Source organism: Xenophilus sp. Marseille-Q4582, assembly GCF_916700565.1.
GTDB lineage: Bacteria > Pseudomonadota > Gammaproteobacteria > Burkholderiales > Burkholderiaceae_C > Xenophilus.
In genome coordinates, this window is the sequence record NZ_CAKAKO010000001.1 from 263,518 (window position 1) to 290,394 (window position 26,877).

A 26,877-nucleotide genomic window follows, 5' to 3' on the forward strand; every position below is an offset into this window, starting at 1 on the left:
TCAGCCCAGCACGGTTTGAGCCACGATGTTTCGCTGAACTTCGTTCGAGCCGCCGTAGATGGTGGTCTTGCGGTAGTTGAAGAAGGTCGACGCCAGCGGCGCCAGCGCGGGGTTGCCGCCGGGGAAGTCGCCCTGCCAGCCGGCATGCATGGCTTCGCGTACCAGCGGCAGCGAGAAGGCGCCGCCGGCCAGCATCATCAGTTCGGTGTAGCGCTGCTGGATCTCGCTGCCCTTGATCTTGAGCAGGCCGGCGATGTCCAGCGGGTTCTTGCCCGACTTCTCGGCCGACAGCACGCGCAGCACGAGCATCTCGAGCGCGACCACGTCCACCTCCAGCTTGGCGATCTCGTCGCGAAAGCGCAGGTCGTCGTACACGCCCTCGGTCTTGGCGATGCGCTTGAGGCGCTCGAGCTCGCGCTTGGCGCGGTTCACGTCCGCGATATTGGTGCGCTCATGGCTCAGCAGGTGCTTGGCATAGGTCCAGCCCTTGTTCTCCTCGCCGATCAGGTTCTCGACCGGCACCTCGACGTTGTCGAAGAACACGTCGTTGACCTCGAAGCTGCCGTCCAGCAGCTTGATCGGGCGCACCGTCACGCCGGGCGTCTTCATGTCCAGCACGATGAAGCTGATGCCGGTTTGCGGCTTGCCCTCGTTGCTGGTGCGCACGAGGTTGAACATCCAGTCGCCGTACTGGCCCAGCGTGGTCCAGGTCTTCTGGCCGTTGAGGATGTACTTGTCGCCCTTGCGTTCGGCCTTGGTGCGCAGCGAGGCCAGGTCGGAGCCCGAGCCCGGCTCGCTGTAGCCCTGGCTCCACCAGACCTCGCCGCTGGCGATGCCGGGCAAGAGGCGCTCCTGCTGCTCCTTGTTGCCATAGGCCATGATGACCGGGGCCACCATCACCGGGCCGAAAGGAATGATGCGCGGCGCGCCGGCCATGGCGCATTCCTCTTCGAACAGGTGCTTCTGCACGGCCGTCCAGCCCGGGCCGCCGAATTCCTTGGGCCAGCCGTAGCCGAGCCAGCCCTTCTTGCCCAGGATCTTGGCCCAGCCCTGCATGTCGTCGCGGGTCAGTTCCAGGGCGTTGTGCACCTTGTGCGAGATGTCCTTGGGCAGGTTCTGCGCGACCCAGGCGCGGATGTCTTCGCGGAACTTCTGTTCCTCGGGGGTAAAGGCCAAATCCATGGGAAAGTCTCCAGAGAAGCCGGGATTTTTAGCACGGTCGTTCGCATCGTCCAGTCCGCCCGGCGACAGCCTGATAATGCGCCGCCTCATCTATGCGCAACATCGTCATTCTCATTTCCGGCGGCGGCTCCAACATGACGGCGCTGGTGCGCGCCGCGCAGGCCGGGCGCTGGGCCGAGCGGCTGGATGCCCGCGTGGCTGCGGTGCTCAGCAACCGCGCCGACGCGGCCGGCCTGCGCTGGGCGCGCGAGCAGGGGCTGGCCACTGCCGTGGTGGCCCACACCGACCATGCCAGCCGCGAGGCTTTCGACGCCGCGCTGATGCAGGCCATCGATGCGCACCAGCCCGCGCTCGTGCTGCTGGCGGGCTTCATGCGCATCCTCACGCCTGGCTTCGTCGAGCACTACGCCGGCCGGCTGCTCAACATCCACCCATCCCTGCTGCCGGCCTTCCCGGGCCTGCACACGCACCGGCGCGCCATCGAGGCCGGCTGCCGCGTGGCGGGCGCCACCGTGCACGTGGTCACGCCCGAGCTGGACCATGGGCCGATCCTGGCCCAGGCCGCGGTGCCGGTGCTGGCCGGCGATACGCCGGAAGTTCTGGCCGCCCGCGTGCTGTCGCAGGAACACCGCATCTATCCGCAGGCCGTGGCCGATTGGCTGCGCACCCGGCCCACGGCCGCCCCGATTTGATTGACAATTGGTTACGTTTGCAGCGGAGGCTGCCGACGTGCGCTTCGCGTGACTCGTGGGGCGAGGGCCAAGAGGCGGGTGCCCGATCACCGCCGCGTCGCGGGCCGGCGGTTCAGTCGCCCACGCGTTCGAAGCGCGGGCGCAGCCGGCCGCCGACCTGCACCGACCCGTTGAACAGGGCGGCCGGGCGCACCCAGAGGCCGCCGGCGCCGTACAGCGCGCGGTAGAGGGTCATCGGCTCCAGCGTCTCGCTGTGGCGCACGGTGTCGAGCACCTGGTATTCGCCGCCCTTGTAGTGGCGGTAGCGTCCGGGTGCGGTGGGGACGAGCGGAGGCAGATCGGCATCGGTCGGCGAAGCGGGGGTGGAAGTCATCGGCAGGCCCTCGGCCCGTGAGGGCGGGGTGGAAAAGAGGGTGCCGCGAGGCACGGGCGAGGGATGGAAAGAGCGGATTTTGTACATCTGGTGCGCCTGAGCGAGCAGGCCAGTGCGCGGGATGGCGCGGCCTACCGCCGCGGCGTGGCGGCCTTTGCGGCGCTGGGCTACCTGTGGGTGCTGGGCTGCCTGGCGCTGGCGCTGGCGGCCCTGGGCTGGGTGTTCGGCGCCTGGAGCAGCGAGCCGGTGCGCTGGGGCGGCGCACGACTCATGGCCTTGCTCTCGGCGCTCGGCCTGCTGTGGACCACACTGCATGCGCTGTGGCTGCGGGCCGAAGCACCCGAGGGCGTGGAACTGCAGCGCGAGGACGCGCCCGCGCTTTTCGAGGCGCTGGAGCGCATCCGCCGCAAGGTCCAGGGACCGCCGATCCACCATGTCTACCTCGACGATGCCTTCAATGCCAGCATCCGCCAGTGGCCACGCTTCGGCCTGCTGGGCGGCGCCGTGAACACGCTGACCGTCGGCCTGCCCTTGCTGATGGCGCTGGAGCGGCGGCGCTTGCTGTCGGTGCTGGCGCATGAATACGGCCACCTGCGCGGCAATCACGGCCGGCTCAGCGCCTGGATCTATCGCACCCGCCTGGCCTGGCTGCGCATGGATGCGCGCCTGCAGCAGCACGACGGCCCGATGGCGCAGCTGTCGCAGGCCTTCCTGCGCTGGTACTTCCCGCGCTTTGCCGCCCGCACCTTCGCGCTGGCGCGCCAGGACGAGTACGAGGCCGATCGCCTGTCGGCCCGGCTGCTGGGGCCGCGCGTGGCCGCCTCCGCGCTCAGCGAGATCGCCGTCAAGGCGCAATGGCTGGACGAGCAGCTGATGCCCGCCCACTGGGCCCAGGCGGCGGTGCAGGCCGAGCCGGCCGGACCGTTCGCGCGCCTGCAGCAGCAGCTGTGCAGCGCGCCGCCGGCCGGACTGGCGCGCCGTGCGCTGCGCGCCGCCCTGCGCCGCGTGAGCGACGTGAGCGACACCCATCCGGGGCTGCGCGACCGCCTCGACGCCTGGGGTGAAAAGCCGCGCCTGCCGCGCTGGTCCGAAACGGGGTCGCTCGACCTGCTGGCCGTGCCGGCGCGCTGGGTGGCGCATTTCGACGCCCGATGGTGCCGTGCCCACGGCCCCGACTGGCGCCACCACCACGCCTGGCTGGAGCGCCTGCGCGAGCGGGCGGCGCTGCTGGCGGCGCGCGCCGACCGGCTGTCGGCCGACGAGTGGGTCGAATGGGCCAACCTGGAGCGCCGGCGCGACGCGCAGGCCGACGTGCGGTCGCGCTACGAACACGCCTTGCGCCTGAATCCCGCCCATCCGGGCGCCTTGCGCGGCCTGGTGCAGGCCCTGCCAGCCGCCGACCGCGCGGCCCGGCTGGCGCTGCTGGAGCGGCTGCACGACACGGGCGCCGCGCAGCACGCGTGGGCGGCGCGCGAAGCCGTGGCGCTGCTGGAAGACAGCGACGGGGGCGAGCATGACGCACCCGCGCTGCAGCGCTGGCGCGAACGCCTGCGCACCGCCGGCGAGACCGAGCGCCTCGCCTGGCAAGAGCTGGCCGAGCCGCCCTATTTGGAGCGCACCGGCCTGCATGCGCTGGACGAATTCGCACTCGGCGAACTGCGCATCGCGCTGGGCCGCTGCCAGCCCGTGGAGCGGGCCTGGCTGCTCAAGCGAGAGCTGCGCGCCATGCCCTGGCGCGCCGCGCACCTCCTCATCCTGGACCTGCCGGCGCTTGGCGACGACGACGCCTACGAACTGTGCCGGATGCTGGAGCGCCAGCTCGACGTCCCCGGCGCGCTGCTCGTGATCTGCCTGGGCGAGGACCTGCCGCTGGAAGACGTGGCGCGCCACGCCCGCACGCCGATCTGGCAGCGCGCACGGGCGCTCGGCTAGCCTGCGGGGCGCTCGCAGGTGCGATGGGACAATCGCCCCATGCACCCCAAAGCCCTGCTCGACACCTGCGCTGCCCTCGTGGCCCGGGTGCTCCAGTTCGACCATCCCGCCGACGCCATCGTCTCCCGCTTCTTCCGCGACAACCGCCAGCTGGGCCCGCGCGAGCGCGCCACCCTGGCCGAAACCGCCTATGCCGTGCTGCGCCGCAAGCTGCTGTACGAACACCTGGCCCGTTCGGGCAGCGGCCCGCGCGAACGGCGCCTGGCCATCCTGGGCTTTCATGGCCCGCGCGACTTCCTCAAGAGCGCCCTGAGCGAGCAGGAGTCGCGCTGGGTCGACGCCTGCGACGCCGTGCGGCCCACCGAACTGCTGGCGCCGCACCGCCACAACCTGCCCGAATGGCTGGCCGCGCCCCTGCAGCAGCAGCTGGGCGCGGACTTCGACGCGCTGGCCGAATCCCTGCTGCAGCCCGCGCCGCTGGACCTGCGCGTGAACACCCTCGCGGCCAAGCGCGACGAGGTGCGCGCGGGTCTCAAGAAGGCCGGTGTCGCGACCCGGCCCACGCCCTATTCGCCGTGGGGCCTGCGCGCCGAAGGCAAGCCGCCCGTCCACCGGCTGGACCTGTTCACCGGCGGCGCCATCGAGGTGCAGGACGAGGGCTCGCAGCTGCTGGCCCTGCTGCTGGACGCCAAGCGCGGCGAGATGGTGGTGGACTTCTGTGCCGGCGCCGGCGGCAAGACGCTGGCGCTCGGCGCGGCCATGCGCAACACGGGCCGGCTGTACGCCTTCGATGTTTCCGCGCACCGGCTCGACGCGCTCAAGCCGCGCCTGGCGCGCAGCGGGCTGTCGAACGTGCACCCGGCGGCCATCGCGCACGAGCGCGACGAGCGTGTGAAACGCCTGGCCGGCAAGATCGACCGCGTGCTGGTCGACGCGCCCTGCTCGGGCTTGGGCACGCTGCGCCGCAACCCCGATCTCAAATGGCGCCAGACGCCCGAGGCGGTGCGGGAACTGGTGGCCAAGCAGGGGGCGATCCTGCAGAGCGCGGCGCGGCTGGTGAAGCCGGGCGGGCGCCTCGTCTACGCCACCTGCAGCGTGCTGCCGGAAGAAAACGAGGCCATCGCCGAAGCCTTCGGCGCGGCGCATGCCGATTTCGTGCTGCAACCCGCGGCCGGGCTGCTCGAAGGCCTGAAGGTCGACGGCGCCGCGGGCTTGTGCGCGGGCGGTGAGGACGGGCACCGCTACCTGCGCCTGTGGCCCCACCGCCATGGCACGGACGGCTTCTTCGCCGCGGTGTGGAACCGACGCTAGCCGCAGGTCTCCAAGAAAGGCAAAAGCCCTTCGCAGGGTTGTCCCGGCTGCCTGAAAAATGGGCAGCGCCCTTAGAATTGTGGGAACTGTCTGACAGACCGCCGGCAGCGTCCGGCGCCGGAGTAAATCACCTTGATCCTTGCTGATTCCGCCGTTCTGAGCGCGGCCCTCGACTGGCTTGGCCACGGCCTGTGGAACCTCACGTGGTGGCAGATCGTGCTGTACACGCTGGCCACCACGCACGTCACCATCCTGGCCGTGACGATCTTCCTGCATCGCACACAGGCGCACCGGTCCATGGATCTCGGGCCCGTGCCTTCGCACTTCTTCCGCTTCTGGCTGTGGATCGGCACCGGCATGGTGACCAAGGAATGGGTCGCCATCCACCGCAAGCACCACGCCAAGTGCGAGACCGAGGACGATCCGCACAGCCCGCAGACGCGCGGCATCGACACCGTGATGTGGCGCGGCGCCGAGCTCTACCGCGCGGAGGCGAAGAACGCCGAGACGCTGAAGAAATTCGGCCACGGCACGCCCGACGACTGGATGGAGCGCAACGTCTACAGCCGCTTCGGCTGGCAGGGCGTGGGCCTGATGCTGATCCTCAACCTGGCGCTGTTCGGCGTCCTGGGGCTGACGGTGTGGGCCGTGCAGATGCTGTGGATTCCCTTCTGGGCCGCGGGCGTGGTCAACGGCCTGGGCCATTTCTGGGGCTACCGCAACTTCGAGGCGCAGGACGCCAGCACCAACCTCTCGCCCTGGGGCGTGATCATCGGCGGCGAGGAACTGCACAACAACCACCACACCTACCCGACTTCGGCCAAGTTCTCGGTCAAGAAGTACGAGTTCGACATTGCCTGGGGCTGGATCCGCGCCTTCGAGATGATCGGCTGGGCCAAGGTCAAGAAGGTGGCCCCGCGCCTGCAGATGGGCGCGGTGCGCCCGGTGGCCGACGAAAAGACGCTGGAAGCGGTGATCGCCAACCGCTACGAAGTCATGGCGGGCTACGCGCGCGAGATGCGCCGTGCCTGCAAGGACGAGATCGCGCTGCTGAAGGCCCGGGGCGGGGACCTGTCGGTGCTGCAGGCCGCCAAGCGCTGGCTGCACCGGGACGACGACAAGGTGCCGGTCGCCGCCCGCACCCACCTGGTGCAGGCCCGCGCCGCGCATCCGGTGCTCGACAAGATGGTGGTGATGCGCGAGGAACTGCGCCAGATGTGGCTCAACACCTCGCATTCCCGCGAGCAGCTGGCGGCCGACCTGGCGGCCTGGTGCCACCGCGCCGAAGCGAGCGGCATCGCCGCGCTGCGCGACTTCTCGATCCGGCTGCGCGCGGCGCACGTCTGATCGCACCTCCGGCCCGCGGGGCTTTGGCCTGGCGGGTTGTCCTGCGGAAAGCCGGCACCGAAAGGGCGCCGGCTTTTTTTGTGGGCGGGCGGTGGATGCTGAATGCTGAGGCTGGAAGGCGAGCCGGCGATCCAGGGCCAGAGCGGCGCCTGGCGCTCATGGCGTGACCGCGAGGAACGGACGGCCGGGCAATGAAAAAACCCGCTGGATCGCAGCGGGTTTTTTCGGTCTGAGGCTGAATTACTTCAGCTTGATTTCCTTGTATTCGACGTGCTTGCGCGCCTTCGGGTCGAACTTCATGATCGACATCTTCTCGGGCATCGTCTTCTTGTTCTTGCTGGTCGTGTAGAAATGGCCGGTACCCGCGGTGGATTCCAGCTTGATCTTCTCGCGTCCGCCTTTGCTCGTAGCCATGGTGCTGCGCTCCTAGTTCTAAGGCCGATCAGGCCTGGCCGCGTGCACGCATGTCGGCGAGCACGGCGTCGATGCCGTTCTTGTCGATCAGGCGCAGGGCTGCGCTGGAAACGCGCAGACGCACCCAGCGGTTCTCGCTTTCGACCCAGAAACGGCGGTGTTGCAGGTTCGGCAGGAACCGGCGCTTGGTTTTGTTGTTGGCGTGGGAGACGTTGTTCCCGACCATCGGGCCCTTGCCCGTGACTTCACATACGCGTGCCATGAGGACACTCTTTCATGAACAGCCGGCACCGCGCGAAAGGCCGCTTCGTCGCACGAAGCGCCCTGGATTCGGGGTGGATTTCGGCTTGACCTCGCCAGATGCGGGTGGCGGTAACCCGTTCTTGCCCTGCGACGGCCCGCTCCTGCAAGAAGCGGGGCAGCGAATGCGAATTCGGCAAAGCCGGCAATTCTAGCCCAGCCCGCGAGAAAGAGGCAAGCCGCCGGCCAGCGGGCAGGTCCGCAACCCGCGGCGGAGGACGCCGCAGGCCAGGCATGGGGCGCGCGCGCGTGCGTCCGGGCAACGGCGCGCCGGCCTCTCAGCTGCCTTCCTGCTCCAGGAAGCGCTGCGCATCCAGCGCGGCCATGCAGCCCGTGCCGGCGCTGGTGATGGCCTGGCGGTACACGTGGTCCTGCACGTCGCCGGCGGCGAACACGCCCGGCACACTGGTCATGGTCGCGAAACCCTGCAGGCCCGAGCGCGTGACGATGTAGTTGTCCTTCATCTCCAGCTGGCCCTGGAAGATGTCGGTGTTCGGGTGGTGGCCGATGGCGATGAAGCAGCCCTTGAGGCTCAGGTCCTCCTTAGCGCCGGTCTGGCTGTTACGGATGCGGATGCCGGTCACGCCCGTGCTGTCGCCCAGCACCTCGTCCAGCTCGCTGTGGAGCTTGAGCTCGATCTTGCCCTCGGCCACCTTCTCCTTGACCTTGTCGATCAGGATGGGCTCGGCGCGGAACTTGTCGCGGCGGTGCACCAGGGTCACTTTGCGCGCGATGTTCGACAGGTACAGCGCTTCCTCGACCGCGGTGTTGCCGCCGCCGATCACGCACACGTCCTGCTCGCGGTAGAAGAAGCCGTCGCAGGTGGCGCAGGCCGATACGCCGCGGCCCATGAAGGCTTCTTCCGAGGGCAGGCCCAGGTACTTGGCCGAGGCGCCGGTGGCAATGATCAGCGTGTCGCAGGTGTAGGTGCCGCTGTCACCGGTCAGGGTGAAGGGGCGCTGGCCGAGATCGACCTTGTTGATGTGGTCGAACACGATCTGGGTCTTGAAGCGCTCGGCATGCTCCAGGAAGCGCTGCATCAGGTCCGGCCCCTGCACGCCGTGCACGTCCGCGGGCCAGTTGTCGACTTCGGTGGTGGTCATCAATTGGCCGCCCTGGGCCATGCCCGTGATCAGCAGGGGCTGCAAATTGGCGCGCGCTGCGTAGACGGCCGCCGTGTAGCCGGCGGGGCCGGAACCCAGGATGAGAACTTTAGCGTGTTGGGTGTTTGTCATAACTACTTGCGGAGAGCCTGGATGAACAGAGGCAGGAGCGTGTACATTGTCACGATCAGATACGGAGTATCTCGCGCGCTTCAAGGCAGCGCGCCGGTTCATGCCGCTATGGGCGTGATTGCATTAATTCATTGTTTTTCACAATTCGGCCAGCGACGAGGATTCGTGCATGTCAATGTTGTCCAATCTTGAACTGCTGCGTCGGGTGCCCCTGTTCTCGGCGCTCACGCCTTCCCAATCGGCCAGCATTGCAGACGCCATTATCAAGAAGCGCTTCAAGCGGGCCGAAATCGTGGTGGAGCAGGGCAAGAAGTCGGACGCGCTCTACATCATCCTGACCGGGCGCGCGCGGGTGATGAGTGCCGACAGCCGCGGCCGCGAAGTGATCCTGGCCACGCTGCAGCCGGGCGACTACATCGGCGAGATGAGCCTGATCGACGACGAGCCGCATTCCGCGACGGTGCGCACCGAGATCCAGACCGACGTGCTGATGCTGGGCCGGGAGGCCTTCTCGCGCTGCCTGCCCGAGAACTCCTCGATGGCCTACAACATCATGCGCGGCCTGGTGCAGCGCCTGCGCCACGCCGACCGCAAGATCGAATCGCTGGCCCTGATGGACGTCTACGGCCGCGTCGCCCGCTCGCTGCTGGAGTTCGCCGTGAACGACGGCGCCGGCAACCTCAAGGTGCGCGAGAAGATCTCGCGCCAGGACCTGGCCAAGATGGTCGGCGCCTCGCGCGAGATGGTCAGCCGCGTGATGAAGGACCTGGAAGAGCGCGGTTTCGTCCAGACGCTGGACGACGGCTCGATGATCATCAAGGAACGCCTGATGAGCATGGCCTGAGGCCGCGCACGCGCCTGCTTGCCTTTTCCTTTTTTCTGCCAACGGTGCACGTGGGTGTGGGCCGGTCCGTGTTGCAAGAGGCGCCCGGACCGGCTTTCTCGTTGTAGGCTCGGGGATTGCACGCGCGGCCGGCCGCGCTGCCCTGGATAGTCATGACTTACTCTTTGCACACCCTCCATTCCGCCGATGCCGCGCCGCCCGCGCGTCAGCGCGCCTTGCGTTTCGCGCATGAGATCTCGCTGATCGTCGGTTTCATGGCCCTGCTGTTCTGGCTGCTGGCCATGCTGAGCTACACGCCTTCCGATGCGGCCTGGTCCACCTCGGGCACCGGCGGCGCCGTGAAGAACTGGGCCGGCCGCCTGGGGGCGTGGATCGCCGACGCGAGCTATTACCTCGCGGGCTACTCGGTCTGGTGGTGCCTGGGGGCGAGCCTGCGCGCGTGGCTGTCGTCGCTGGCGCGCTGGCTGCGCGGCGGAGAAGCCCTGGGTGCGGGCGGGGCGCCCGCCGCCGAACCGGCGCCGCGCGGCCGTTTCAACCGCAGCCGCCTGGCCTTCTGGGCCGGCCTGCTGCTGCTGCTGGCCGCCAGCGCGGTGCTGGAATGGTCGCGCCTGTACCGGCTCGAGTTCCGCCTGCCGGGCCATGGCGGCGGCGTGCTGGGCTATTTCGTCGGCCCGCTGGGCGTGAAATGGCTGGGCTTCACGGGCTCGGCGCTGGTCGCCATCGCGGCGGGCGTGGTCGGCTCGGCGCTGGTCTTCCGCTTCTCGTGGAGCCAGGTGGCCGAGCGCATCGGCGAGCGGCTGTATGGGCTGTTCGAGATGCGGCGCGAGAAGCGCGAGCGCGCGCAGGACATCGCGATGGGCAAGCAGGCGCGGCGCGAACGCGAGGAGGAGTCGGCGCTGGAGCGCGACTTCTCCGACCTGGACGAAGGCGCTCCCGCCGCGCCGCCGCCGGCCGATCCGCGCCAGCCCAGCCTGGAGCCCGAACTGCTGCCGCGCCCGGTGGCCAGGAAGCGCGAGAAGGCGCCGCCGGTGCAGATCGAGCCCGCCCTCACCGAAGTGCCGCGCAGCGACCGCGTGGTGAAGGAGCGCCAGAAGCCGCTGTTCAAGGAACTGCCCGACAGCAGGCTGCCGCAGGTCGACCTGCTCGATGCCGCGCCGGGCCGCCAGGAGACCGTCTCGCCCGAGACGCTGGAGATGACCTCGCGCCTGATCGAGAAGAAGCTCAAGGACTTCGGCGTGGAAGTGCGCGTGGTGCTGGCCTCGCCCGGCCCGGTCATCACGCGCTACGAGATCGAGCCGGCCACCGGCGTGAAGGGCTCGCAGATCGTCAACCTGGCCAAGGACCTGGCACGCTCGCTCTCGCTGGTGTCCATCCGTGTGATCGAGACCATCCCCGGCAAGAACTACATGGCGCTGGAACTGCCCAACGCCAAGCGCCAGACCATCAAGCTCAGCGAGATCCTGGGCTCGCAGGTCTACCACGAGGCCAAGTCCATGCTCACCATGGGCCTGGGCAAGGACATCGTGGGCAACCCGGTGGTGGCCGACCTGGCCAAGATGCCGCACGTGCTGGTGGCGGGTACCACGGGCTCGGGCAAGTCGGTGGGGATCAACGCCATGATCCTTTCGCTGCTCTACAAGGCCGAGGCGAGCGACGTGCGCCTCTTGATGATCGACCCCAAGATGCTGGAGATGTCGGTCTACGAAGGCATCCCGCACCTGCTGGCGCCGGTGGTCACCGACATGAAGCAGGCCGCCCACGGCCTGAACTGGTGCGTGGCCGAGATGGAGCGCCGCTACAAGCTGATGAGCAAGCTGGGCGTGCGCAACCTGGCCGGCTACAACACCAAGATCGACGAGGCCAAGGCGCGCGAGGAGTTCATCTACAACCCCTTCAGCCTCACGCCCGACGACCCCGAGCCGCTCAAGCGCGAGCCGCACATCGTCGTCGTCATCGACGAACTGGCCGACCTGATGATGGTGGTCGGCAAGAAGATCGAGGAACTGATCGCGCGCCTGGCGCAGAAGGCGCGCGCCGCCGGCATCCACCTCATCCTCGCGACGCAGCGCCCGAGCGTGGACGTGATCACCGGCCTCATCAAGGCCAACATCCCGACCCGCATCGCCTTCCAGGTCAGCAGCAAGATCGACAGCCGCACCATCCTCGACCAGATGGGCGCCGAGGCGCTGCTGGGCATGGGCGACATGCTCTACATGGCCAGCGGCACCGGCCTGCCCGTGCGTGTGCACGGTGCCTTCGTCTCCGATGACGAGGTGCACCGCGTGGTCGCCTACCTCAAGAGCCAGGGCGAGCCCGACTATATCGAGGGCGTGCTCGAAGGCGGCACGGTGGATGGAGAGGGCGGCGACATCTTCGGCGGCGCCGGCGAGGGCGGCGGCGAGAAGGACCCGATGTACGACATGGCCGTGGAGGTGGTGCTCAAGAACCGCAAGGCCAGCATCTCGCTGGTGCAGCGCCATCTGAAGATCGGCTACAACCGCGCCGCGCGCTTGGTCGAGGACATGGAGAACGCCGGCCTGGTCAGCGCCATGACGGCCGACGGCAAGCGCGACATCCTCGTGCCGGCGCGTGCCGAGTAGCGCATCGCGCCACGCCGCACTGCGCCGCGCGGCGCCTGTCGGACGCCACCGCATGCCGTCGCTGCGCCGCGCCTGATGGCCTGCCGGGCACGCCGCCGTGACGATTGCTTGCCCGGCTTTGCCAACGCGATACGCCCCCGATACGCAGGGCACGCAACCTTGCGGTGCGGCGAAAGTCGGATGGCTTCACCGCATCGCCGAAGAACAGGAGAACCATGAACCGATCCTCCCGCCTGCTTGCCGCCCTGCTGCTGGGCACCGCGTCCTGGGCCGCCAGCGCCGCCGGCATGGCCAGCCTGGAAGCCTTCGTGAAGAACGCCCGATCGGGCCGCGCGGAGTTCACGCAGACCGTGACGCCGCCCGCGCGCGAGGGCCAGCCCCCACGGGCCAAGACCTCCAGCGGCACCTTCGAATTCCAGCGTCCCGGCCGCTTCCGTTTCGACTATCGCAAGCCTTTCGCACAGACCATCGTGGCCGACGGCACGACGCTGTCGCTGTACGACGCCGACCTCAACCAGGTGACGCAGCGCGCCCAGGCGCAGGCGCTGGGCTCGACGCCGGCCGCGATCATCGCGTCGGCCGCCGACCTGAAGGCGCTGCAGGCCGACTTCACGCTCGAGGAGGAAGCCGCGCGCGACGGCCTGGAATGGGTCAAGGCCACGCCCAAGTCGCGTGACGCGCAGCTGCAGAGCGTGCAGATCGGCTTCCAGGGCGAGTCGCTGGCCGCCCTCGAGATCCTCGATGCCTTCGGCCAGCGCTCGGTGCTGCGCTTCACGAAGGTGGAGCTCAACCCCGCGCTGCCGGCGCAGACCTTCCAGTTCAAGGCGCCGGCCGGGGCCGACATCATCCGGCAGTAGCGCAGGGGGCACGGCCCGGCGGACCTCCCGGGGCCAGTGCCGCATCGGCCGCCTTGCGCGGCCGGGCGCTGACAATGGGGGCCGCGCGCGAGGCGACGCGGCCGTGCCTGCAGCCGGCGGCGGCCCACCCCGTCCACGCGCCCGCGCCTCCGATCCGCCATGACCCGACCCGCTTCCGTGCCCCACCAGCCCCTTCCCGAACGCCTGCGCCCGCGCCACCTCGGCGAGGTCATCGGCCAGCAGCACCTGCTGGGGCCGGGCATGCCGCTGCGCATCGCCTTCGAATCGGGCCGGCCGCATTCCTGCATCCTCTGGGGGCCGCCGGGCACGGGCAAGACGACCATCGCGCGCCTGATGGCCGATGCCTTCGACGCGCAGTTCATCGCCATCAGTGCGGTGCTGGGCGGCGTCAAGGACATCCGCGAAGCGGTGGAGCGCGCCACGCTGGCGCGCGACGGCCTCACGCAGCAGCAGACCATCGTCTTCGTCGACGAGGTGCACCGCTTCAACAAGAGCCAGCAGGACGCCTTCCTGCCGCACGTGGAAAGCGGGCTCTTCACCTTCATCGGCGCCACCACCGAAAACCCGTCCTTCGAGGTCAACTCGGCGCTGCTGTCGCGCGCGGCCGTCTATGTGCTGCAGTCGCTGACCGAAGAGGATCTGAAGCAGATCGTGGCCCGCGCGCAGGCCATCGATGCGGTGCCCGCCATCGAGGGCGCGGCGCTGGAGCGCCTGATCGCCTATGCCGACGGCGATGCGCGGCGCTTGCTCAACACGCTGGAGACGCTGGCCGTGGCGGCGGGCGCCGAGAAGCTCTCGCGCATCGACGACGCCTGGCTGCTGCGCGTGCTGGGCGAGCGCATGCGCCGCTACGACAAGGGCGGCGAACAGTTCTACGACACCATCAGCGCGCTGCACAAGTCCGTGCGCGGCAGCGACCCCGATGCGGCGCTGTACTGGTTCGTGCGCATGCTCGACGGCGGCGCCGACCCGCGCTACATGGCGCGCCGCCTGGTGCGCATGGCCAGCGAGGACATTGGCCTGGCCGACCCGCGCGCGCTGCGCCTGGCGCTCGACGCCGCCGAAACCTATGAGCGCCTGGGCTCGCCCGAAGGCGAGCTGGCGCTGGCGCAATGCGTGGTCTACCTGGCCGTCGCGCCCAAGTCCAACGCCGTCTACCAGGCCTACAACGAGATGCGCGCCTTCGTGAAGAAGGACGGCACGCGCCCCGTGCCGCTGCACCTGCGCAATGCGCCGACGAAGCTCATGAAGCAGCTGGACTACGGCAAGGACTACCGCTACGCGCACGACGAGGCGGGCGGCTTCGCGGCCGGGGAGAACTACTTCCCCGAAGGGATGACGCCGCCTGCCTTCTACCGGCCGGTGGAGCGCGGGCTGGAGATCCGCATCGCAGAGAAGATGCGCGAACTGCGCCGCCTGAACGACGAAGCACGGGGCGGCTGAACCGTCGCGCCTTGTCTTCGGCGCATCGCCCCATCGTGGTGCGTGTGGGCGGGCGCCGCGACCTCGTGCAGGCATGTGGCGCATGCATGCAGCCATGCACATGAAGCGGGCGTTCTCAGGGGAAAACCCCGGCTTCCGGCGCACCAAAGCCGCGCAAACCCGTGCCTAAAATCCCGCCCACTTCGGCCCGCGGCCACCATGCTGGCGGGTTTTTTGCTACATGCAGGCCAGGTGCCGACCCGCGCATCGACTGGCTAGAAAAGCCCCGCAACCGGGGCGTACACGGAAGGGAATCCTCTTTATGGACATCTTGCTGCAGCAGATCATCAACGGTCTGGTCCTCGGCAGCATGTACGCCTTGATAGCCCTCGGCTACACCATGGTGTACGGCATCATCAACCTCATCAATTTCGCCCATGGCGAAGTGCTCATGGTCGGCGCATTGACGAGCTGGACCGTGATCGGCTGGATGCAGACGTCCATGGCGGGCTCGCCGGGCTGGTTGATCCTGTTCCTGGCGCTGGTCATCGCCTGCGTGGTGGCCGCCACGCTGAACTTCGTGATCGAGAAGGTGGCCTACCGGCCGCTGCGCAACAGCCCCAAGCTGGCCCCGCTGATCACCGCGATCGGCATGTCCATCCTGCTGCAGACGCTGGCCATGATCATCTGGCGCCCCACCAACAAGGCTTATCCCACACTGCTGCCCAGCGAGTCGATCAAGCTGGCCGGTGCGTCCATCTCGCCCACGCAAGTCATGATCCTGGTGGTGACGGCCATCTCGCTGCTCATCCTGATGTGGCTGGTCAACTACACCAAGCTCGGCCGCGCAATGCGCGCCACGGCCGAGAATCCGCGCGTGGCGGCGCTGATGGGCATCCGTCCGGACACGGTGATTTCCGCCACCTTCATCATCGGGGCCGTGCTGGCAGCCATCGCGGGCGTCATGTATGCCTCCAACTACGGCATCGCGCAGCATGCGATGGGCTTCATCCCCGGCCTCAAGGCCTTCACGGCGGCCGTGTTCGGCGGCATCGGCAACCTGGCCGGCGCCGTGGTCGGCGGCATCCTGCTGGGCCTGATCGAGGCCATCGGCGCGGGCTACCTGAGCGACGTGACCGGCGGCATCCTGGGCAGCCAGCACAGCGACATCTTCGCGTTCATCATCCTGATCCTCACGCTGACCGTGCGGCCCTCGGGCCTGCTGGGCGAGCGCGTGGCGGACCGCGCCTGAGGAGACGAGACATGCCGGACATCAAGAAACTCGTCGTCTTCCTGGTCGCCGCGATCGCGCTGGTGGCGCTGCCGCTGGTGCTGCAGACGCAGGGCAATGCCTGGGTGCGCATCGTCGACATCGCGCTGCTGTACGTGCTGCTGGCGCTGGGCCTGAACATCGTGGTGGGCTATGCGGGCCTGCTGGACCTGGGCTACGTGGCCTTCTTCGCCATCGGCGCCTACCTGTTCGCGCTGTTGGGCTCGACGCAGCTGACCGACAACTTCGCCGCCCTCAAGGCGATGTTCCCCAACGGCTTCCACACCTCGCTGATCCTGGTCATCCCGGCGGCCCTCGGGCTGGCGGCGCTGCTGGGCATGCTGCTGGGCGCGCCCACGCTCAAGCTGCGCGGCGACTACCTGGCGATCGTGACGCTGGGCTTCGGCGAGATCATCCGCGTGTTCCTCAACACGCTGGACCATCCCTACAACATCACCAACGGCCCCAAGGGCATCACCTCGATCGACTCGATCAAGTTCTGGGGGCTGGACCTGGGCCGGCCGCTGAAGCTGGGCGACTACACCATCTCTTCGGTGTCGCTGTACTACTACCTGTTCCTGGTTCTGGTGGTGTTCACGGTCATCATTTCCTACCGCCTGCAGAATTCGCGCGTGGGCCGCGGCTGGATGGCGATCCGCGAGGACGAGATCGCCGCCAAGGCGATGGGCATCAACACCCGCAACATGAAGCTGCTGGCCTTCGGCATGGGCGCGAGCTTCGGCGGCGTGGCCGGCGCCATGTTCGCGGCCTTCCAGGGCTTCGTCTCGCCCGAGTCCTTCAGCCTGATGGAGTCGGTGATGATCGTGGCCATGGTGGTGCTGGGCGGCATCGGCCACCTGCCGGGCGTGATCCTCGGCGCCGTGCTGCTGGCCGCGCTGCCCGAGGTGCTGCGCTACGTGGCCGGCCCGCTGCAGGCCATGACGGGCGGCCGGCTGGACGCCTCCATCCTGCGCCAGCTGTTCATCGCGCTGGCCATGATCGTGATCATGCTGACGCGTCCGCGCGGCCTGTGGCCCTCGCCGGAGCACGGCAAGTCGCTCAAGAGCCGCAAGGCACCCGACCCGGTGCCCGGCTCCACCCAGGCCATCGAGCCCGGCGTGGACACGCCGGCCGACGAGATCGCCGGCGGCGCCAACCGTCCGATGTCGATCAACCCCTGAGCGGACGGAGCACGGCAACATGGCAGACACCATCCTCCACGTCAGCGGCATTTCCAAGCGTTTCGGCGGGCTGCAGGCCCTGTCGGACGTGGGCATCAAGATCGAGCGCGGCCAGGTCTATGGCCTGATCGGCCCCAACGGCGCCGGCAAGACCACCTTCTTCAACGTGATCACCGGGCTGTACACGCCCGACAGCGGGACCTTCGAGCTGGCCGGCAAACCCTACCAGCCCACGGCCGTGCATGAAGTGGCCAAGGCCGGCATCGCACGCACCTTCCAGAACATCCGCCTCTTCGCCGAAATGACGGCGCTGGAGAACGTGATGGTCGGACGCCACGTGCGCACGCATTCGGGCATCTTCGGCGCCATCTTCCGCACCGGCGCCTTCAAGGCCGAAGAGAAAGCCATCGAGGCGCGCGCGCACGAGCTGCTCGAGTACGTCGGCGTGGCCAAGTACGCCGACTACAAGGCCCGCACGCTGAGCTACGGCGACCAGCGCCGCCTGGAGATCGCCCGCGCGCTGGCCACCGACCCGCAGCTGATCGCGCTCGACGAGCCCGCCGCGGGCATGAACGCGACCGAGAAGGTGCAGCTGCGCGAGCTGATCGACCGAATCCGCCGCGACGACCGGACCATCCTGATCATCGAGCACGACGTCAAGCTCATCATGGGGCTGTGTGACCGCGTGACGGTGCTGGACTACGGCAAGCAGATCGCCGAAGGCACGCCCGCCGAGGTGCAGAAGAACGAAAAGGTGATCGAGGCCTACCTCGGCACCGGTGCCCACTGAGAGGCCGCGCATGGCACAGACACTGTTGAAAGTCAGCGGCCTGAAGGTCGCGTACGGCGGCATCCAGGCCGTCAAGGGCGTGGATTTCGAGGTCCGCGAAGGCGAGCTGGTGTCGCTGATCGGCTCCAACGGCGCCGGCAAGACGACCACCATGAAGGCGATCACGGGCACGCTGCCCGCGCTGGAGGGCCAGATCGAGTTCCTGGGCAAGAGCATCAAGGGCCGCGGGGCCTGGGACCTGGTCAAGGAAGGCCTGGTCATGGTGCCCGAAGGGCGCGGCGTGTTCACGCGCATGACCATCACCGAGAACCTGCAGATCGGCGCCTACATCCGCAGCGACAAGGCCGGAATCGCCGAGGACATCGAGAAGGTGTTCGGCATCTTTCCGCGCCTGAAGGAACGCGCCACGCAGCTGGCCGGCACCATGTCGGGCGGCGAGCAGCAGATGCTGGCCATGGGCCGCGCACTGATGGCGCGCCCCAAGGTGCTGCTGATGGACGAGCCGACGATGGGCCTGTCGCCCATCATGTGCGACAAGATCTTCGAGGTGGTGCAGAGCGTCTACGACCAGGGCGTGACGGTGCTGCTGGTGGAGCAGAACGCCAGCCGCGCGCTGCAGCTGGCCAACCGGGGCTACGTGATGGAGTCGGGCCTGATCACCATGAGCGGCGACGCCAAGGTGATGCTCAACGACCCGAAGGTGCGGGCTGCCTACCTGGGCGAATAAGCGTCCTTCTCACTTCGTCGGGCCGTGGACGCCGGAAGGCGCCCACGGCCTTTTCCATGGCGGTTGGGGTGCACCTTATTTCCGCACGGCCTCGATCTGCGCCACGATGCGCACCGACTTGCTCATGCCCATGTTCACCGCGTAGTCCAGCCCGAAGGCCGTGCGGTCGATGGTGGTCTCGAAGTCGCCGCCGCAGACTTCGGCCTTGAGGATCGGGCTCTGGTAGCAGTTGAACTGCCTGGCCGTGAAAGTGACGGGCTGGCTCTTGCCCTTGAGCGTGAGCTGGCCCGTCACGCTGCGCACCTTGTCGCCCTCGAAAGCGAACTGCTGGCCCTTGAAAGTGGCGGTCGGGAATCTTGCCGCGTCGAAGATGTCGGGTGCGAGCAGGTGCTTGTCGAACTCGGGTGTGCCGGTGTTCACCGAAGCAATGTGGAAGGTGATTTCGAAGCGGCCCGTCCGGGCCTGGCGGTCCAGCTCGATGAAACCTTCCTTGCGGTCGAAGCGGCCGCGATTCACGCTGGCGCCGAAATGGTCGATCTCGAAGGTGGCGAAGGTGTGCGTGGGTTCGACCTCGTAGCGCGCGGTCTGCGCCTGGGCGGGCAGGGCGGCGCCGATGAGGGCGGCGGTCGCGAGGGCGAGCGAGGGCGTGAAGGCAGGGGTCATGCAGGAGTGTCCGATGGGTGGGCCGTGAGGAGCCGCGGCCTGCGCTGGAAGCCGCGGCGCGATGCAGCGCGCCATGTTGCCGCCTGTTGCCGCGCCCGGGCCCAGCCTCCCCATGCAGAGCCAGGCCTTTGCGCCGGCAGGGCCCTGCGCCGGCCGCCAGCGGGCGTGCCCCTCAAGGCAGGTTCTCGCGAAAGATCACCTGGCTGCGCGTGCTTTCCACGCCCGACAGTGGCGGCCGCCCCTCGCGCACGTTGACGAAGATGCGCACCGCGCTGGCCAGCGCCGCCTGCGGGCTCTGGGTGATCACGGCATCCATGCTGCCGTCGATGAGCAGGGCGCGCGTGTCGGGCGTCAGGCCGTGGCCGATGAACACCACCTTCTGGTCGCGGCCTGCGTCCTTCAGCGCGCGCGCCACGCCGTCGGACGCGCCGCCGATGTTGTAGATGCCGGCCAGCGTCGGGTGCTGTTCCAGCAGCGAGCGCGTCTGCAGGTAGTTCTGCTGCGAATCGTCATGGCCTTCGCGCAGGCCCACCACGTCCAGCTGCTCGAACATTTCCGAGAGCACGTGCAGGAAGCCGGCCTCGCGCTCCTCGTGCGCGCGGTAGCTGCGGCTGCCCGCGATCAGCGCCACCTTGGCCGGCCGCGCGCCGATGAAGCGGCCGATCAGGTAACCCGCCGTGCGGCCCGCGGCGCGGTTGTCCAGGCCCAGATAGGCGGTGCGGCCCGAGTTGGACAGGTCCGAGATCAGCGTCACCACCGGCACGCCCGCGGCCACCAGTTCGCCCACGGCCTCGCGCACCGCGGGATGCTCCAGCGCCATCAGCGCGATGCCGTCGGCGCGCTCGCCATGCCGGCGCAGCGCTGTGGCCAGCTCGTGCGGGTTGAAGCTCTCGATGAATTCGGTGCGGCAGCGCACGTTGAAGGGCGTCCAGTGCTCCTGCGAGTAATGGACCATGTCGCCCAGCATGCGGATGAAGCGGTTGTTGCCGGCCGGCAGCAGGAAGCTCAGGCGCATGGGGCGCGGCGCGGCCGCGAAGGCCGCGGCGCCCTGCTCACCGGACGGGGCGGCGGGCAGGTACTCCAGTTCCGCCGCGGCCCGCATGACGCGCTGCACGGTGCCCGCCCGCACGCCGGCACGCCCGTTCAGCACCCGGTCCACGGTGGCCGTGGACACGCCGGCCAGGCGGGCGATGTCGGGGATGCGAGGGGCCTTGGACATACTGATTCAATCAAAAACCATCAAATCATCGGGTGGCGGAATGATGTGCTGATCGATACTATCACCGGCAGATCGATGGAGCCATCCATCAAATTTAATCAGGGTTAACCCTCTCTCGAGCGGTTCCCGCTGCAGGAGACAGGCCATGCCCCATGCCCCTCGTTCCACCCTGGCCGGTGCGCGTCCGTGCACGCCGTACGGCCGCGGCGCCACGCAGGGCTGAGGCGCTCGCGGCCACCATCCATGGGTTACGACTTCGACTTCGCCAGCGTGCTGGCGGCCTGGCCCCAGTTCCTGGAAGGCGCCTGGCTGACCATCCAGCTGTCCTTCCCCGCCACCGTGATCGGTTTCGTCATGGGCACGCTGTGCGCCATCGGCCGCCGCAGCCGCGTGCGCTGGCTCAGCAGGGCCTGCGGGGCCTACGTGGAGGTGATCCGCAACACGCCGCTGCTGGTGCAGGTCTTCCTGGTCTTCTTCGGCCTGGCCACGCTGGGCTGGAAGGTGCCGGCCTTCACGGCGGCGCTGCTGGCGCTGGTGATCAACGTGGCGGCCTACTCCTGCGAAATCATGCGCGCGGGCATGGATTCGATCCACCGGGGCCAGCTCGAAGCCGCCGAATGCCTGGGCCTCACGCGCCGGCAGATCTACTGGCACGTGGTCCTGCGCCCCGCCATGGAGAAGGTGTATCCGGCGCTCACCAGCCAGTTCGTGCTGCTGATGCTGGCCACCTCCATCACCTCGCAGATTTCGGTGGAAGAGCTCACGGCCGTCGCGGCGCGCGTGCAGTCCGAGACCTTCCGCCCCTTCGAGGCCTACATCCTCGTGGCCATCGCCTACCTGGGCCTGTCCCTGCTGATGCGCCTGGGCCTGTGGTTGTTCGGCCTGATGGTCTTCACGCGCAAGCGCCGCCTCGCGGCATCGGGAGGGGCCCGCGCATGATCGACGGCGGCCTGAACATCCATCACCTGCAGTTCCTGCTGATCGGGGCGCTGTGGACGATCTGTCTGTCCATCATCGCCTTCGTGGGCGGGGGCCTGGCCGGCGGCGTGATCGCGCTGGCGCGCATCAGCCCGGTGAAGGCCGTGCGCTGGCTGGCCATCGCCTGGATCCAGCTGATCCAGGGCACGCCGCTGCTGGTGGTGCTCTTCGTGTGCTACTTCGGCCTGTCGATCATGGGGCTGGAGCTGCCAGGCCTGGTGGCCGCGAGCATCGCGATGATCGTCTACGTCAGCGCCTACCTGGGCGAGATCTGGCGCGGCTGCATCGAGTCGGTGCCGCGCACGCAATGGGAAGCGGCCGAATGCCTGGCCCTGTCGCGCGCCCAGCGCATGCGGCTGGTGGTGCTGCCCCAGGCCATCCGCATTGCCACGCCGCCCACGGTCGGTTTCATGGTGCAGATCGTCAAAAACACCTCGCTGGCGTCCATCGTCGGTTTCGTCGAGCTGGTGCGTGCCGGCCAGCTCATCAACAACTCCATCTTCCAGCCCTTCCTGGTCTACGTGCTGATCGCGGTCCTGTACTTCGCCATGTGCTATCCGCTGTCGGTGTGGAGCCGCAAGCTGGAACGGCGCCTGCATGTCGGCAGCCGCACCAGCCCTTCCGCCGCCGAGGCCTGAGAGACAAGAACAGCCCATGAATCCCATCGTCGAACTCCGGGACGTGCACAAGCGCTTCGGCAGCAACCACGTGCTGCGCGGCGTGTCCTTCGCCATTCCCAAGGGCCAGGTCGTGGCCATCATCGGCAAGAGCGGCTCGGGCAAGAGCACCGCGCTGCGCTGCATCGACCGGCTCGAGGTCATCGACAGCGGCACCATCCAGGTCTGCGGCCATGCCGTGCACGCGCCCGATGTGGACCTGCGCCGGCTGCGCCAGGACGTGGGCATCGTGTTCCAGAGCTACAACCTGTTCCCGCACCTGACGGTGGAGCAGAACATCACGCTCGCGCCCAAGGCCGTGAAGGGCCTGTCAAACGCCGACGCCCGGGCCATCGCCACGCGCACGCTCCAGCAGGTGGGCCTGGCCGACAAGGCGCAGGCCTACCCGGAGCAGCTCTCGGGCGGCCAGCAGCAGCGCGTGGCCATCGCCCGTTCGCTGGCCATGCAGCCGCAGGTGATGCTGTTCGACGAGGTGACCTCCGCGCTGGACCCGCAGTTGACGGGCGAGGTGCTGCGCGTGATCGAGCAACTGGCCGAAGGCGGGATGACCATGGTGCTGGTGACGCACGAAATGGAATTCGCCGCGCGCGTGGCCGACACCATCATCTACATGCACGAGGGCAAGGTCTGGGAGACCGGCCCCGGCGAGATGCTGCGCCAGCCGCAGACGGCCGAGCTGCGCGACTTCCTGTCGCACGGGCTCTGACCGCTTTTCCATCGCATACCACCAGGAGACCTTCGCATGACCGCTTCCCGCATCCTCCGCCGCACGCTGCTGGCCGCCACCCTGGGCGCGCTGTGCCTGCCGGCCCTGGCCGAACTGGCCGACATCAAGGCCGCCGGCAAGATCCGCATCGGCATCGACCTGAGCGCCCCCTTCTACGGCTACGTGGACGACAAGATGAACCCGGCCGGCTCCGACGTGGAAGCCGCGCAGCTGCTGGCCAAGGACCTGGGCGTCCAGCTGGAGATCGTGAACACGACCAACTCGGCGCGCATCCCGAACCTGCTGTCGAACAAGGCCGACCTGATCATCTCCTCGCTGTCGATCACGCCCGAGCGCCAGAAGGCGGTGGACTTCTCCCTTCCCTATGGGGCCATCCAGGCCGCCGTGGGCGCGCCCAGGAGCCTCAAGCTCAGCGGCATCGAAGACCTGGCCGGCAAGAGCGTGGCCGTCACGCGCGGCGGTCCGCAGGACAAGATCGTGACCGAGCGTGCACCGCAGGCCAAGGTGGTGCGCTTCGACGACGAAGCCGCGTCCATCACGGCGGCCGCCAGCGGCCAGACCGACATCGTGGCCATCACGCCGCCGATCATCGCGGCCATTGCCAAGCGCAGCCCGCAGCGCGAGTTCGAAGTGAAGTTCATCCTCCAGTCCTACCAGCTGGGCGTGGCCATGCGCAAGAACCAGCCCGAGCTGATGAACTGGGTCAATGGCTGGATCAGGACCAACCTGGCCAACGGCAAGCTCAACGACATCCACGCCAAACACGCCGGCGTTCCGATCCCGAAGGAAATCCTCGACGGCGCCAAGTAAACCCCGCCGGTTCCCTCGACTTCTGGCCATGCACCTGCGTGCCTTCGGGCGCGCGGGCGGGGCATTGCTGCGCCCGCGCAGTGCCAGGGCCAGGGCGGACCGTCTCTCGCACACAAGGAAAACATCATGAGCCGTCATTTCGGCGCCATCCGCCAGCTGGGCTACGTGGTCCACGACATCGAAGCCGCCATGGACTACTGGAGCCGCACGCTGGGCGTGGGCCCGTGGTTCTACAACCCGCGCGTGCCGATCGTGAACTACGAGTACCGCGGCGAGAAGCACGCGCCGCACAACTCGGTCGCGCTGGCCAATTCAGGCTACGTGCAGGTCGAACTGATCCAGACCCGCAACGACGTGCCGTCGATGTACCGCGACTTCCTGCAGGCCGGCCGCACCGGGCTGCAGCACGTCGCCTACTGGACCAGCGACTACGACGCCGACCTCGCGCGCCTGATTGCCGAAGGCTTCAAGCCCGTCATGAGCGGTGAAGTGGGCGAGAAGGGCCGCTTCGTCTACTTCGACACCGAATACCACCCGGGCACCGTGATCGAGCTGTCGGAAGTGGCCGGCCCCAAGGGCCGCATGTTCGACCTGATCCGCGCCGAGTCCGAAACGTGGGACGGCAAGACCGACCCGGTGCGTCCTTTCCCTGACCTGAGCAAGATCTGATGAGCACCGAGCGCATCCACGCCAGCTACCTGATCGAGACGCCCTTCGCCCCCGAGGCCGTGGCCGAGGTGATGGCCGGCGAGCAGTCCTGCGGCACCTTCAAGCGCGTGGAGGGCGAGACCGACGCGCTGCGCGCGCGGGCGCGTGCGAACGTGGAGCGCATCGAGGCGCTGGAAACGGTGGATGCGCCCAGCCTGCCCAATGCGCTGCTGGAGCGCCAGGGCCACCCCGGCCCCTGGCGGCGCGCACGCGTGCACCTGTCCTTCCCGGTCGCCAACATCGGCGCCAACCTGCCCACGCTGGCCGCCACCGTCGCCGGCAACCTGTACGACCTGGGCGAGAGCACGGGCATGCGGCTGGAAACGCTGCAGGTGCCGGCCGACTACCGCCGCCGCTTCGAGTTGCCGCGCGTGGGCATCGCGGGCACGCGGGCCGCCACCGGCGTGGCCAGCGGCGCGCTGGTGGGCACCATCATCAAACCCAACGTGGGCTTCTCGGCCGCGCAGACGGCCGAGCTCGTCGGCCGTCTGTGCGCGGCCGGCGTGGACTTCATCAAGGACGACGAGGTCTGCGCCGACCCGGACCACGCCCCGCTGGCCGAGCGCGTGCCGGCCGTGATGGCCGTGGTGCGCGAACACCAGCAGCGCACCGGCAAGCATGTGATGGTGGCCTTCAACATCACGGACGAGGTGGACGCCATGCGCCGCCATGCCGACCTGGTGCAGCGCGAAGGCGGCAGCTGCGTGATGGCCAGCCTCAACTGGTGCGGCTACTCGGCCATTCAGGCGCTGCGCCGCCACACGCCGCTGGCACTGCACGGCCACCGCAACGGCTTCGGTGCGCTGTCGCGCCATCCGCTGCTGGGCATGGGCTATCAGGCCTACCAGGTGCTGTGGCGCCTGGCGGGGGTGGACCACATGCACGTGCATGGGCTGGGCGGCAAGTTCGCGCAGCCGGATTCCGAAGTGATCGCCGGCGCGCGTGACAGCTACACGCCGTTGGCCGAAGGCCTGGACGACACCGTGATGCCCGCCTTTTCGTCGGGCCAGTGGGCGGGCACCGTGCCCGCCACCTGGGCCGCGGTGCAGCGCGACGACCTGCTGTTCATGTCGGGCGGCGGCATCCTCGCGCACCCGGGCGGCGCGGCGGCGGGCGTGGCCAGCATCCGGCAGGCCTGGGCCGCGGTGCGTGCGGGCCAGTCGCTGCAGCAGGCCGCGCAGCAGCATGCCGAGCTGGCGCAGGCGCTGGCCTTTTTCGGCCGCTGACCCTCCGCGCGGCCCGCAGCCGCGCCTTTCTTTTCCTCTGCGCCCGCATGTCCCCTCCGCCCGCCATCCTCTACTACGGCGACGACTTCACCGGCGCCACCGACACTCTGGGCACGGCCGCGCGCGCGGGCCTGCGGGCGCTGCTGTTCCTGCGCCTGCCCGACGCGGCGCAGTTGCAGGCGGCCGGTCCGCTGGACTGCGTGGGCGTGGCGGGCGCGGCGCGGGCCATGAGTCCGGCCGAGATGCGCGCCGAGCTGGCGCCGATCGCCGCGCTGTTCGCGCAGCTGGGTGCGCGCGTGCTGCACTACAAGCTGTGTTCCACCTTCGACAGCGCGCCCGAGGTGGGCAGCATTGGCGTGGCGCTGCAGACACTGCGTGCAGGTCTGCCAGGCCACGTGCGCACGGCCGTGATCGGCGGCCAGCCCGACCTGGGCCGCTACTGCCTGTTCGGCAACCTCTACGCGCGCGCGGGCAGCGCGGGCGAAGTCTTCCGCATCGACCGCCACCCGACCATGAGCCGCCACCCGGTCACGCCCATGCACGAGGCCGACCTGCGGCGCCACCTGGCGGCGCAGGGCCTGGCCGATCTGCGGCTGGCGCCCTGGCTGCTGCACGACGCGGGGGAGCCGGCGCTGGCGCAGGCCTGGGGCGCAGCGGCGGGCTCGGACGGGCTGCTCTTCGACGTGCGCGACAACGACGACCTGCGGCGCATCGGCGCCGTGCTGTGGCGTGCGGCGCAGCAGGAGCCGCTGCTCGCGGCCGGGGCCAGCAGCGTGGTGCAGGCGCTGGCGCCGCAACTGGTGCAAGGCACCGCGCCCTCACAGGCGTTGGCGCCGGCCGTGTCGCCGGTTTTCGCCCTGGCCGGCAGCCTGTCGCCCGTCACGGCGGCGCAGGTCGCGGCGGCGCAGTCCTTCGAAGTGGCCTGGATCGAGCCGCTGCCGCTGTGCACGGACGCGGCCTTTCTGCAGCGCCAGGCTGAAGCGCTGGCCGCGCGCCTGCAGGCCGGCCGTCACGTGCTGGCCTGCACGGTACGCCCGGGCCAGTCGCCGGCCGCCGATGCCGGCGTGAGCGGCCGCGAACTGGCGCTGGCCGGCGGCCGGCTGCTGCGCGCCGTGCTGCACCTGGCGCCGCTCGTGCGGCGCGTGGGCGTGGCGGGGGGCGACACCTCCAGCCATGCGGTGCAGGCGCTCGACGCCTGGGGCCTGTCCTACCGCGCCGTGGTGTCGGCCGGCGTGTCGCTGTGCCGGCTGCACAGCGACGAGGTGCTGCGCGACGGGCTGGAGATCGCACTCAAGGGCGGGCAGATGGGGCCGGTCGACCTGTTCGAGCGTCTCGTGCATGGCGCGCCGGATGAGGGAGCCGGGGCCTGAC

26 protein-coding genes are annotated in these 26,877 nt (G+C 68.9%); 19 read left to right on the forward strand and 7 right to left on the reverse strand.

Annotated elements, in window-relative coordinates:
* Positions 1–1,182, reverse strand: a complete 1,182-nt coding sequence (locus LG388_RS01160) for an acyl-CoA dehydrogenase family protein (protein ID WP_225781020.1) — start codon at positions 1,180–1,182, stop codon at positions 1–3.
* A gap of 92 nt (positions 1,183–1,274) precedes the next feature.
* Here LG388_RS01160 and purN point away from each other — a divergent pair, with 92 nt between their 5' ends.
* A complete protein-coding gene (purN, locus tag LG388_RS01165) occupies positions 1,275–1,874 on the forward strand; it encodes a phosphoribosylglycinamide formyltransferase (RefSeq protein ID WP_225781021.1) in 600 nt (199 codons plus the stop codon).
* Positions 1,875–1,986: 112 nt separating this feature from the next.
* On the opposite strand, the gene LG388_RS01170 is transcribed toward purN, so the two are convergent.
* Complete coding sequence (locus tag LG388_RS01170) at positions 1,987–2,247, reverse strand: DUF1653 domain-containing protein (protein WP_225781022.1); 261 nt, start codon at positions 2,245–2,247, stop codon at positions 1,987–1,989.
* Positions 2,248–2,310: 63 nt separating this feature from the next.
* Here LG388_RS01170 and LG388_RS01175 point away from each other — a divergent pair, with 63 nt between their 5' ends.
* The 3 genes from LG388_RS01175 (at position 2,311) to LG388_RS01185 (ending at position 6,837) form a co-directional block, all read left to right on the forward strand.
* Complete coding sequence (locus LG388_RS01175; protein WP_225781023.1) at positions 2,311–4,179, forward strand: M48 family metallopeptidase; 1,869 nt, start codon at positions 2,311–2,313, stop codon at positions 4,177–4,179.
* A gap of 39 nt (positions 4,180–4,218) precedes the next feature.
* Positions 4,219–5,490 (forward strand): RsmB/NOP family class I SAM-dependent RNA methyltransferase, encoded by a 1,272-nt coding sequence (locus LG388_RS01180; RefSeq protein ID WP_225781024.1) that lies wholly within the window; start codon positions 4,219–4,221, stop codon positions 5,488–5,490.
* Between the two features lie 132 nt (positions 5,491–5,622).
* Positions 5,623–6,837, forward strand: coding sequence for a fatty acid desaturase (locus LG388_RS01185; protein ID WP_225781025.1), 1,215 nt, complete (start codon positions 5,623–5,625; stop codon positions 6,835–6,837).
* A 240-nt stretch (positions 6,838–7,077) separates the two neighbouring features.
* Here LG388_RS01185 and rpmG read toward each other — a convergent pair whose 3' ends face one another.
* From rpmG to trxB, 3 genes are all read right to left on the reverse strand, one after another.
* Complete coding sequence (gene rpmG / locus LG388_RS01190; RefSeq protein ID WP_007830291.1) at positions 7,078–7,251, reverse strand: 50S ribosomal protein L33; 174 nt, start codon at positions 7,249–7,251, stop codon at positions 7,078–7,080.
* A gap of 28 nt (positions 7,252–7,279) precedes the next feature.
* Entirely contained in the window at positions 7,280–7,513 is a 234-nt protein-coding gene (gene rpmB / locus LG388_RS01195; protein WP_225781026.1) for a 50S ribosomal protein L28, read from the reverse strand.
* Positions 7,514–7,829: 316 nt separating this feature from the next.
* The gene (gene trxB / locus LG388_RS01200; protein ID WP_225781027.1) at positions 7,830–8,786 is read right to left on the reverse strand and encodes a thioredoxin-disulfide reductase; all 957 of its coding nucleotides are present in this window, start codon (positions 8,784–8,786) and stop codon (positions 7,830–7,832) included.
* Between the two features lie 169 nt (positions 8,787–8,955).
* Here trxB and LG388_RS01205 point away from each other — a divergent pair, with 169 nt between their 5' ends.
* The 8 genes from LG388_RS01205 to LG388_RS01245 all read left to right on the forward strand — a co-directional run bounded on the left by LG388_RS01205 (position 8,956) and on the right by LG388_RS01245 (position 18,498).
* Positions 8,956–9,630 carry a Crp/Fnr family transcriptional regulator gene (locus LG388_RS01205; protein WP_225781028.1) on the forward strand — a complete coding sequence of 225 codons (675 nt, stop codon included), beginning with the start codon at positions 8,956–8,958 and terminating at the stop codon, positions 9,628–9,630.
* Positions 9,631–9,782: 152 nt separating this feature from the next.
* Positions 9,783–12,230 (forward strand): DNA translocase FtsK, encoded by a 2,448-nt coding sequence (locus tag LG388_RS01215; RefSeq protein WP_304956836.1) that lies wholly within the window; start codon positions 9,783–9,785, stop codon positions 12,228–12,230.
* A gap of 215 nt (positions 12,231–12,445) precedes the next feature.
* Entirely contained in the window at positions 12,446–13,087 is a 642-nt protein-coding gene (lolA, locus tag LG388_RS01220) for an outer membrane lipoprotein chaperone LolA (RefSeq protein WP_225781029.1), read from the forward strand.
* A 159-nt stretch (positions 13,088–13,246) separates the two neighbouring features.
* Positions 13,247–14,551 (forward strand): replication-associated recombination protein A, encoded by a 1,305-nt coding sequence (locus LG388_RS01225; protein WP_225781030.1) that lies wholly within the window; start codon positions 13,247–13,249, stop codon positions 14,549–14,551.
* A gap of 301 nt (positions 14,552–14,852) precedes the next feature.
* Positions 14,853–15,782, forward strand: coding sequence for a branched-chain amino acid ABC transporter permease (locus LG388_RS01230; protein WP_225781031.1), 930 nt, complete (start codon positions 14,853–14,855; stop codon positions 15,780–15,782).
* Positions 15,783–15,793: 11 nt separating this feature from the next.
* On the forward strand, positions 15,794–16,981 hold the full coding sequence (locus LG388_RS01235) for a branched-chain amino acid ABC transporter permease (RefSeq protein WP_225781032.1): 1,188 nt from the start codon (positions 15,794–15,796) through the stop codon (positions 16,979–16,981).
* A gap of 19 nt (positions 16,982–17,000) precedes the next feature.
* Entirely contained in the window at positions 17,001–17,771 is a 771-nt protein-coding gene (locus tag LG388_RS01240) for an ABC transporter ATP-binding protein (RefSeq protein ID WP_225781033.1), read from the forward strand.
* A 10-nt stretch (positions 17,772–17,781) separates the two neighbouring features.
* Entirely contained in the window at positions 17,782–18,498 is a 717-nt protein-coding gene (locus LG388_RS01245) for an ABC transporter ATP-binding protein (protein ID WP_225781034.1), read from the forward strand.
* Positions 18,499–18,573: 75 nt separating this feature from the next.
* Here LG388_RS01245 and LG388_RS01250 read toward each other — a convergent pair whose 3' ends face one another.
* Both LG388_RS01250 and LG388_RS01255 read right to left on the reverse strand, forming a co-directional pair.
* Positions 18,574–19,161, reverse strand: coding sequence for a YceI family protein (locus LG388_RS01250; protein WP_225781035.1), 588 nt, complete (start codon positions 19,159–19,161; stop codon positions 18,574–18,576).
* A 172-nt stretch (positions 19,162–19,333) separates the two neighbouring features.
* Positions 19,334–20,380 carry a LacI family DNA-binding transcriptional regulator gene (locus LG388_RS01255; RefSeq protein WP_225781036.1) on the reverse strand — a complete coding sequence of 349 codons (1,047 nt, stop codon included), beginning with the start codon at positions 20,378–20,380 and terminating at the stop codon, positions 19,334–19,336.
* A 243-nt stretch (positions 20,381–20,623) separates the two neighbouring features.
* Between LG388_RS01255 and LG388_RS01260 the strand changes: the two genes are divergently transcribed.
* From LG388_RS01260 to LG388_RS01290, 7 genes are all read left to right on the forward strand, one after another.
* Positions 20,624–21,319: an amino acid ABC transporter permease gene (locus LG388_RS01260; protein ID WP_225781037.1), complete on the forward strand. Its 696-nt coding sequence runs from the start codon at positions 20,624–20,626 to the stop codon at positions 21,317–21,319.
* A complete protein-coding gene (locus tag LG388_RS01265; protein WP_225781038.1) occupies positions 21,316–21,996 on the forward strand; it encodes an amino acid ABC transporter permease in 681 nt (226 codons plus the stop codon). The genes LG388_RS01260 and LG388_RS01265 overlap by 4 nt, the downstream gene beginning before the upstream one ends.
* 16 nt (positions 21,997–22,012) lie before the next feature.
* On the forward strand, positions 22,013–22,741 hold the full coding sequence (locus LG388_RS01270; protein WP_225781039.1) for an amino acid ABC transporter ATP-binding protein: 729 nt from the start codon (positions 22,013–22,015) through the stop codon (positions 22,739–22,741).
* A 36-nt stretch (positions 22,742–22,777) separates the two neighbouring features.
* Positions 22,778–23,572 carry a transporter substrate-binding domain-containing protein gene (locus tag LG388_RS01275; RefSeq protein WP_225781040.1) on the forward strand — a complete coding sequence of 265 codons (795 nt, stop codon included), beginning with the start codon at positions 22,778–22,780 and terminating at the stop codon, positions 23,570–23,572.
* Between the two features lie 126 nt (positions 23,573–23,698).
* Positions 23,699–24,241 (forward strand): VOC family protein, encoded by a 543-nt coding sequence (locus tag LG388_RS01280; RefSeq protein WP_225781041.1) that lies wholly within the window; start codon positions 23,699–23,701, stop codon positions 24,239–24,241.
* Positions 24,241–25,506, forward strand: coding sequence for a ribulose-bisphosphate carboxylase large subunit family protein (locus tag LG388_RS01285; protein WP_225781042.1), 1,266 nt, complete (start codon positions 24,241–24,243; stop codon positions 25,504–25,506). Before LG388_RS01280 ends, LG388_RS01285 begins: the two co-directional genes overlap by 1 nt.
* Positions 25,507–25,553: 47 nt before the next feature.
* Positions 25,554–26,876, forward strand: a complete 1,323-nt coding sequence (locus tag LG388_RS01290; RefSeq protein ID WP_225781043.1) for a four-carbon acid sugar kinase family protein — start codon at positions 25,554–25,556, stop codon at positions 26,874–26,876.
* The last annotated feature ends 1 nt before the right edge of the window (position 26,877 follow it).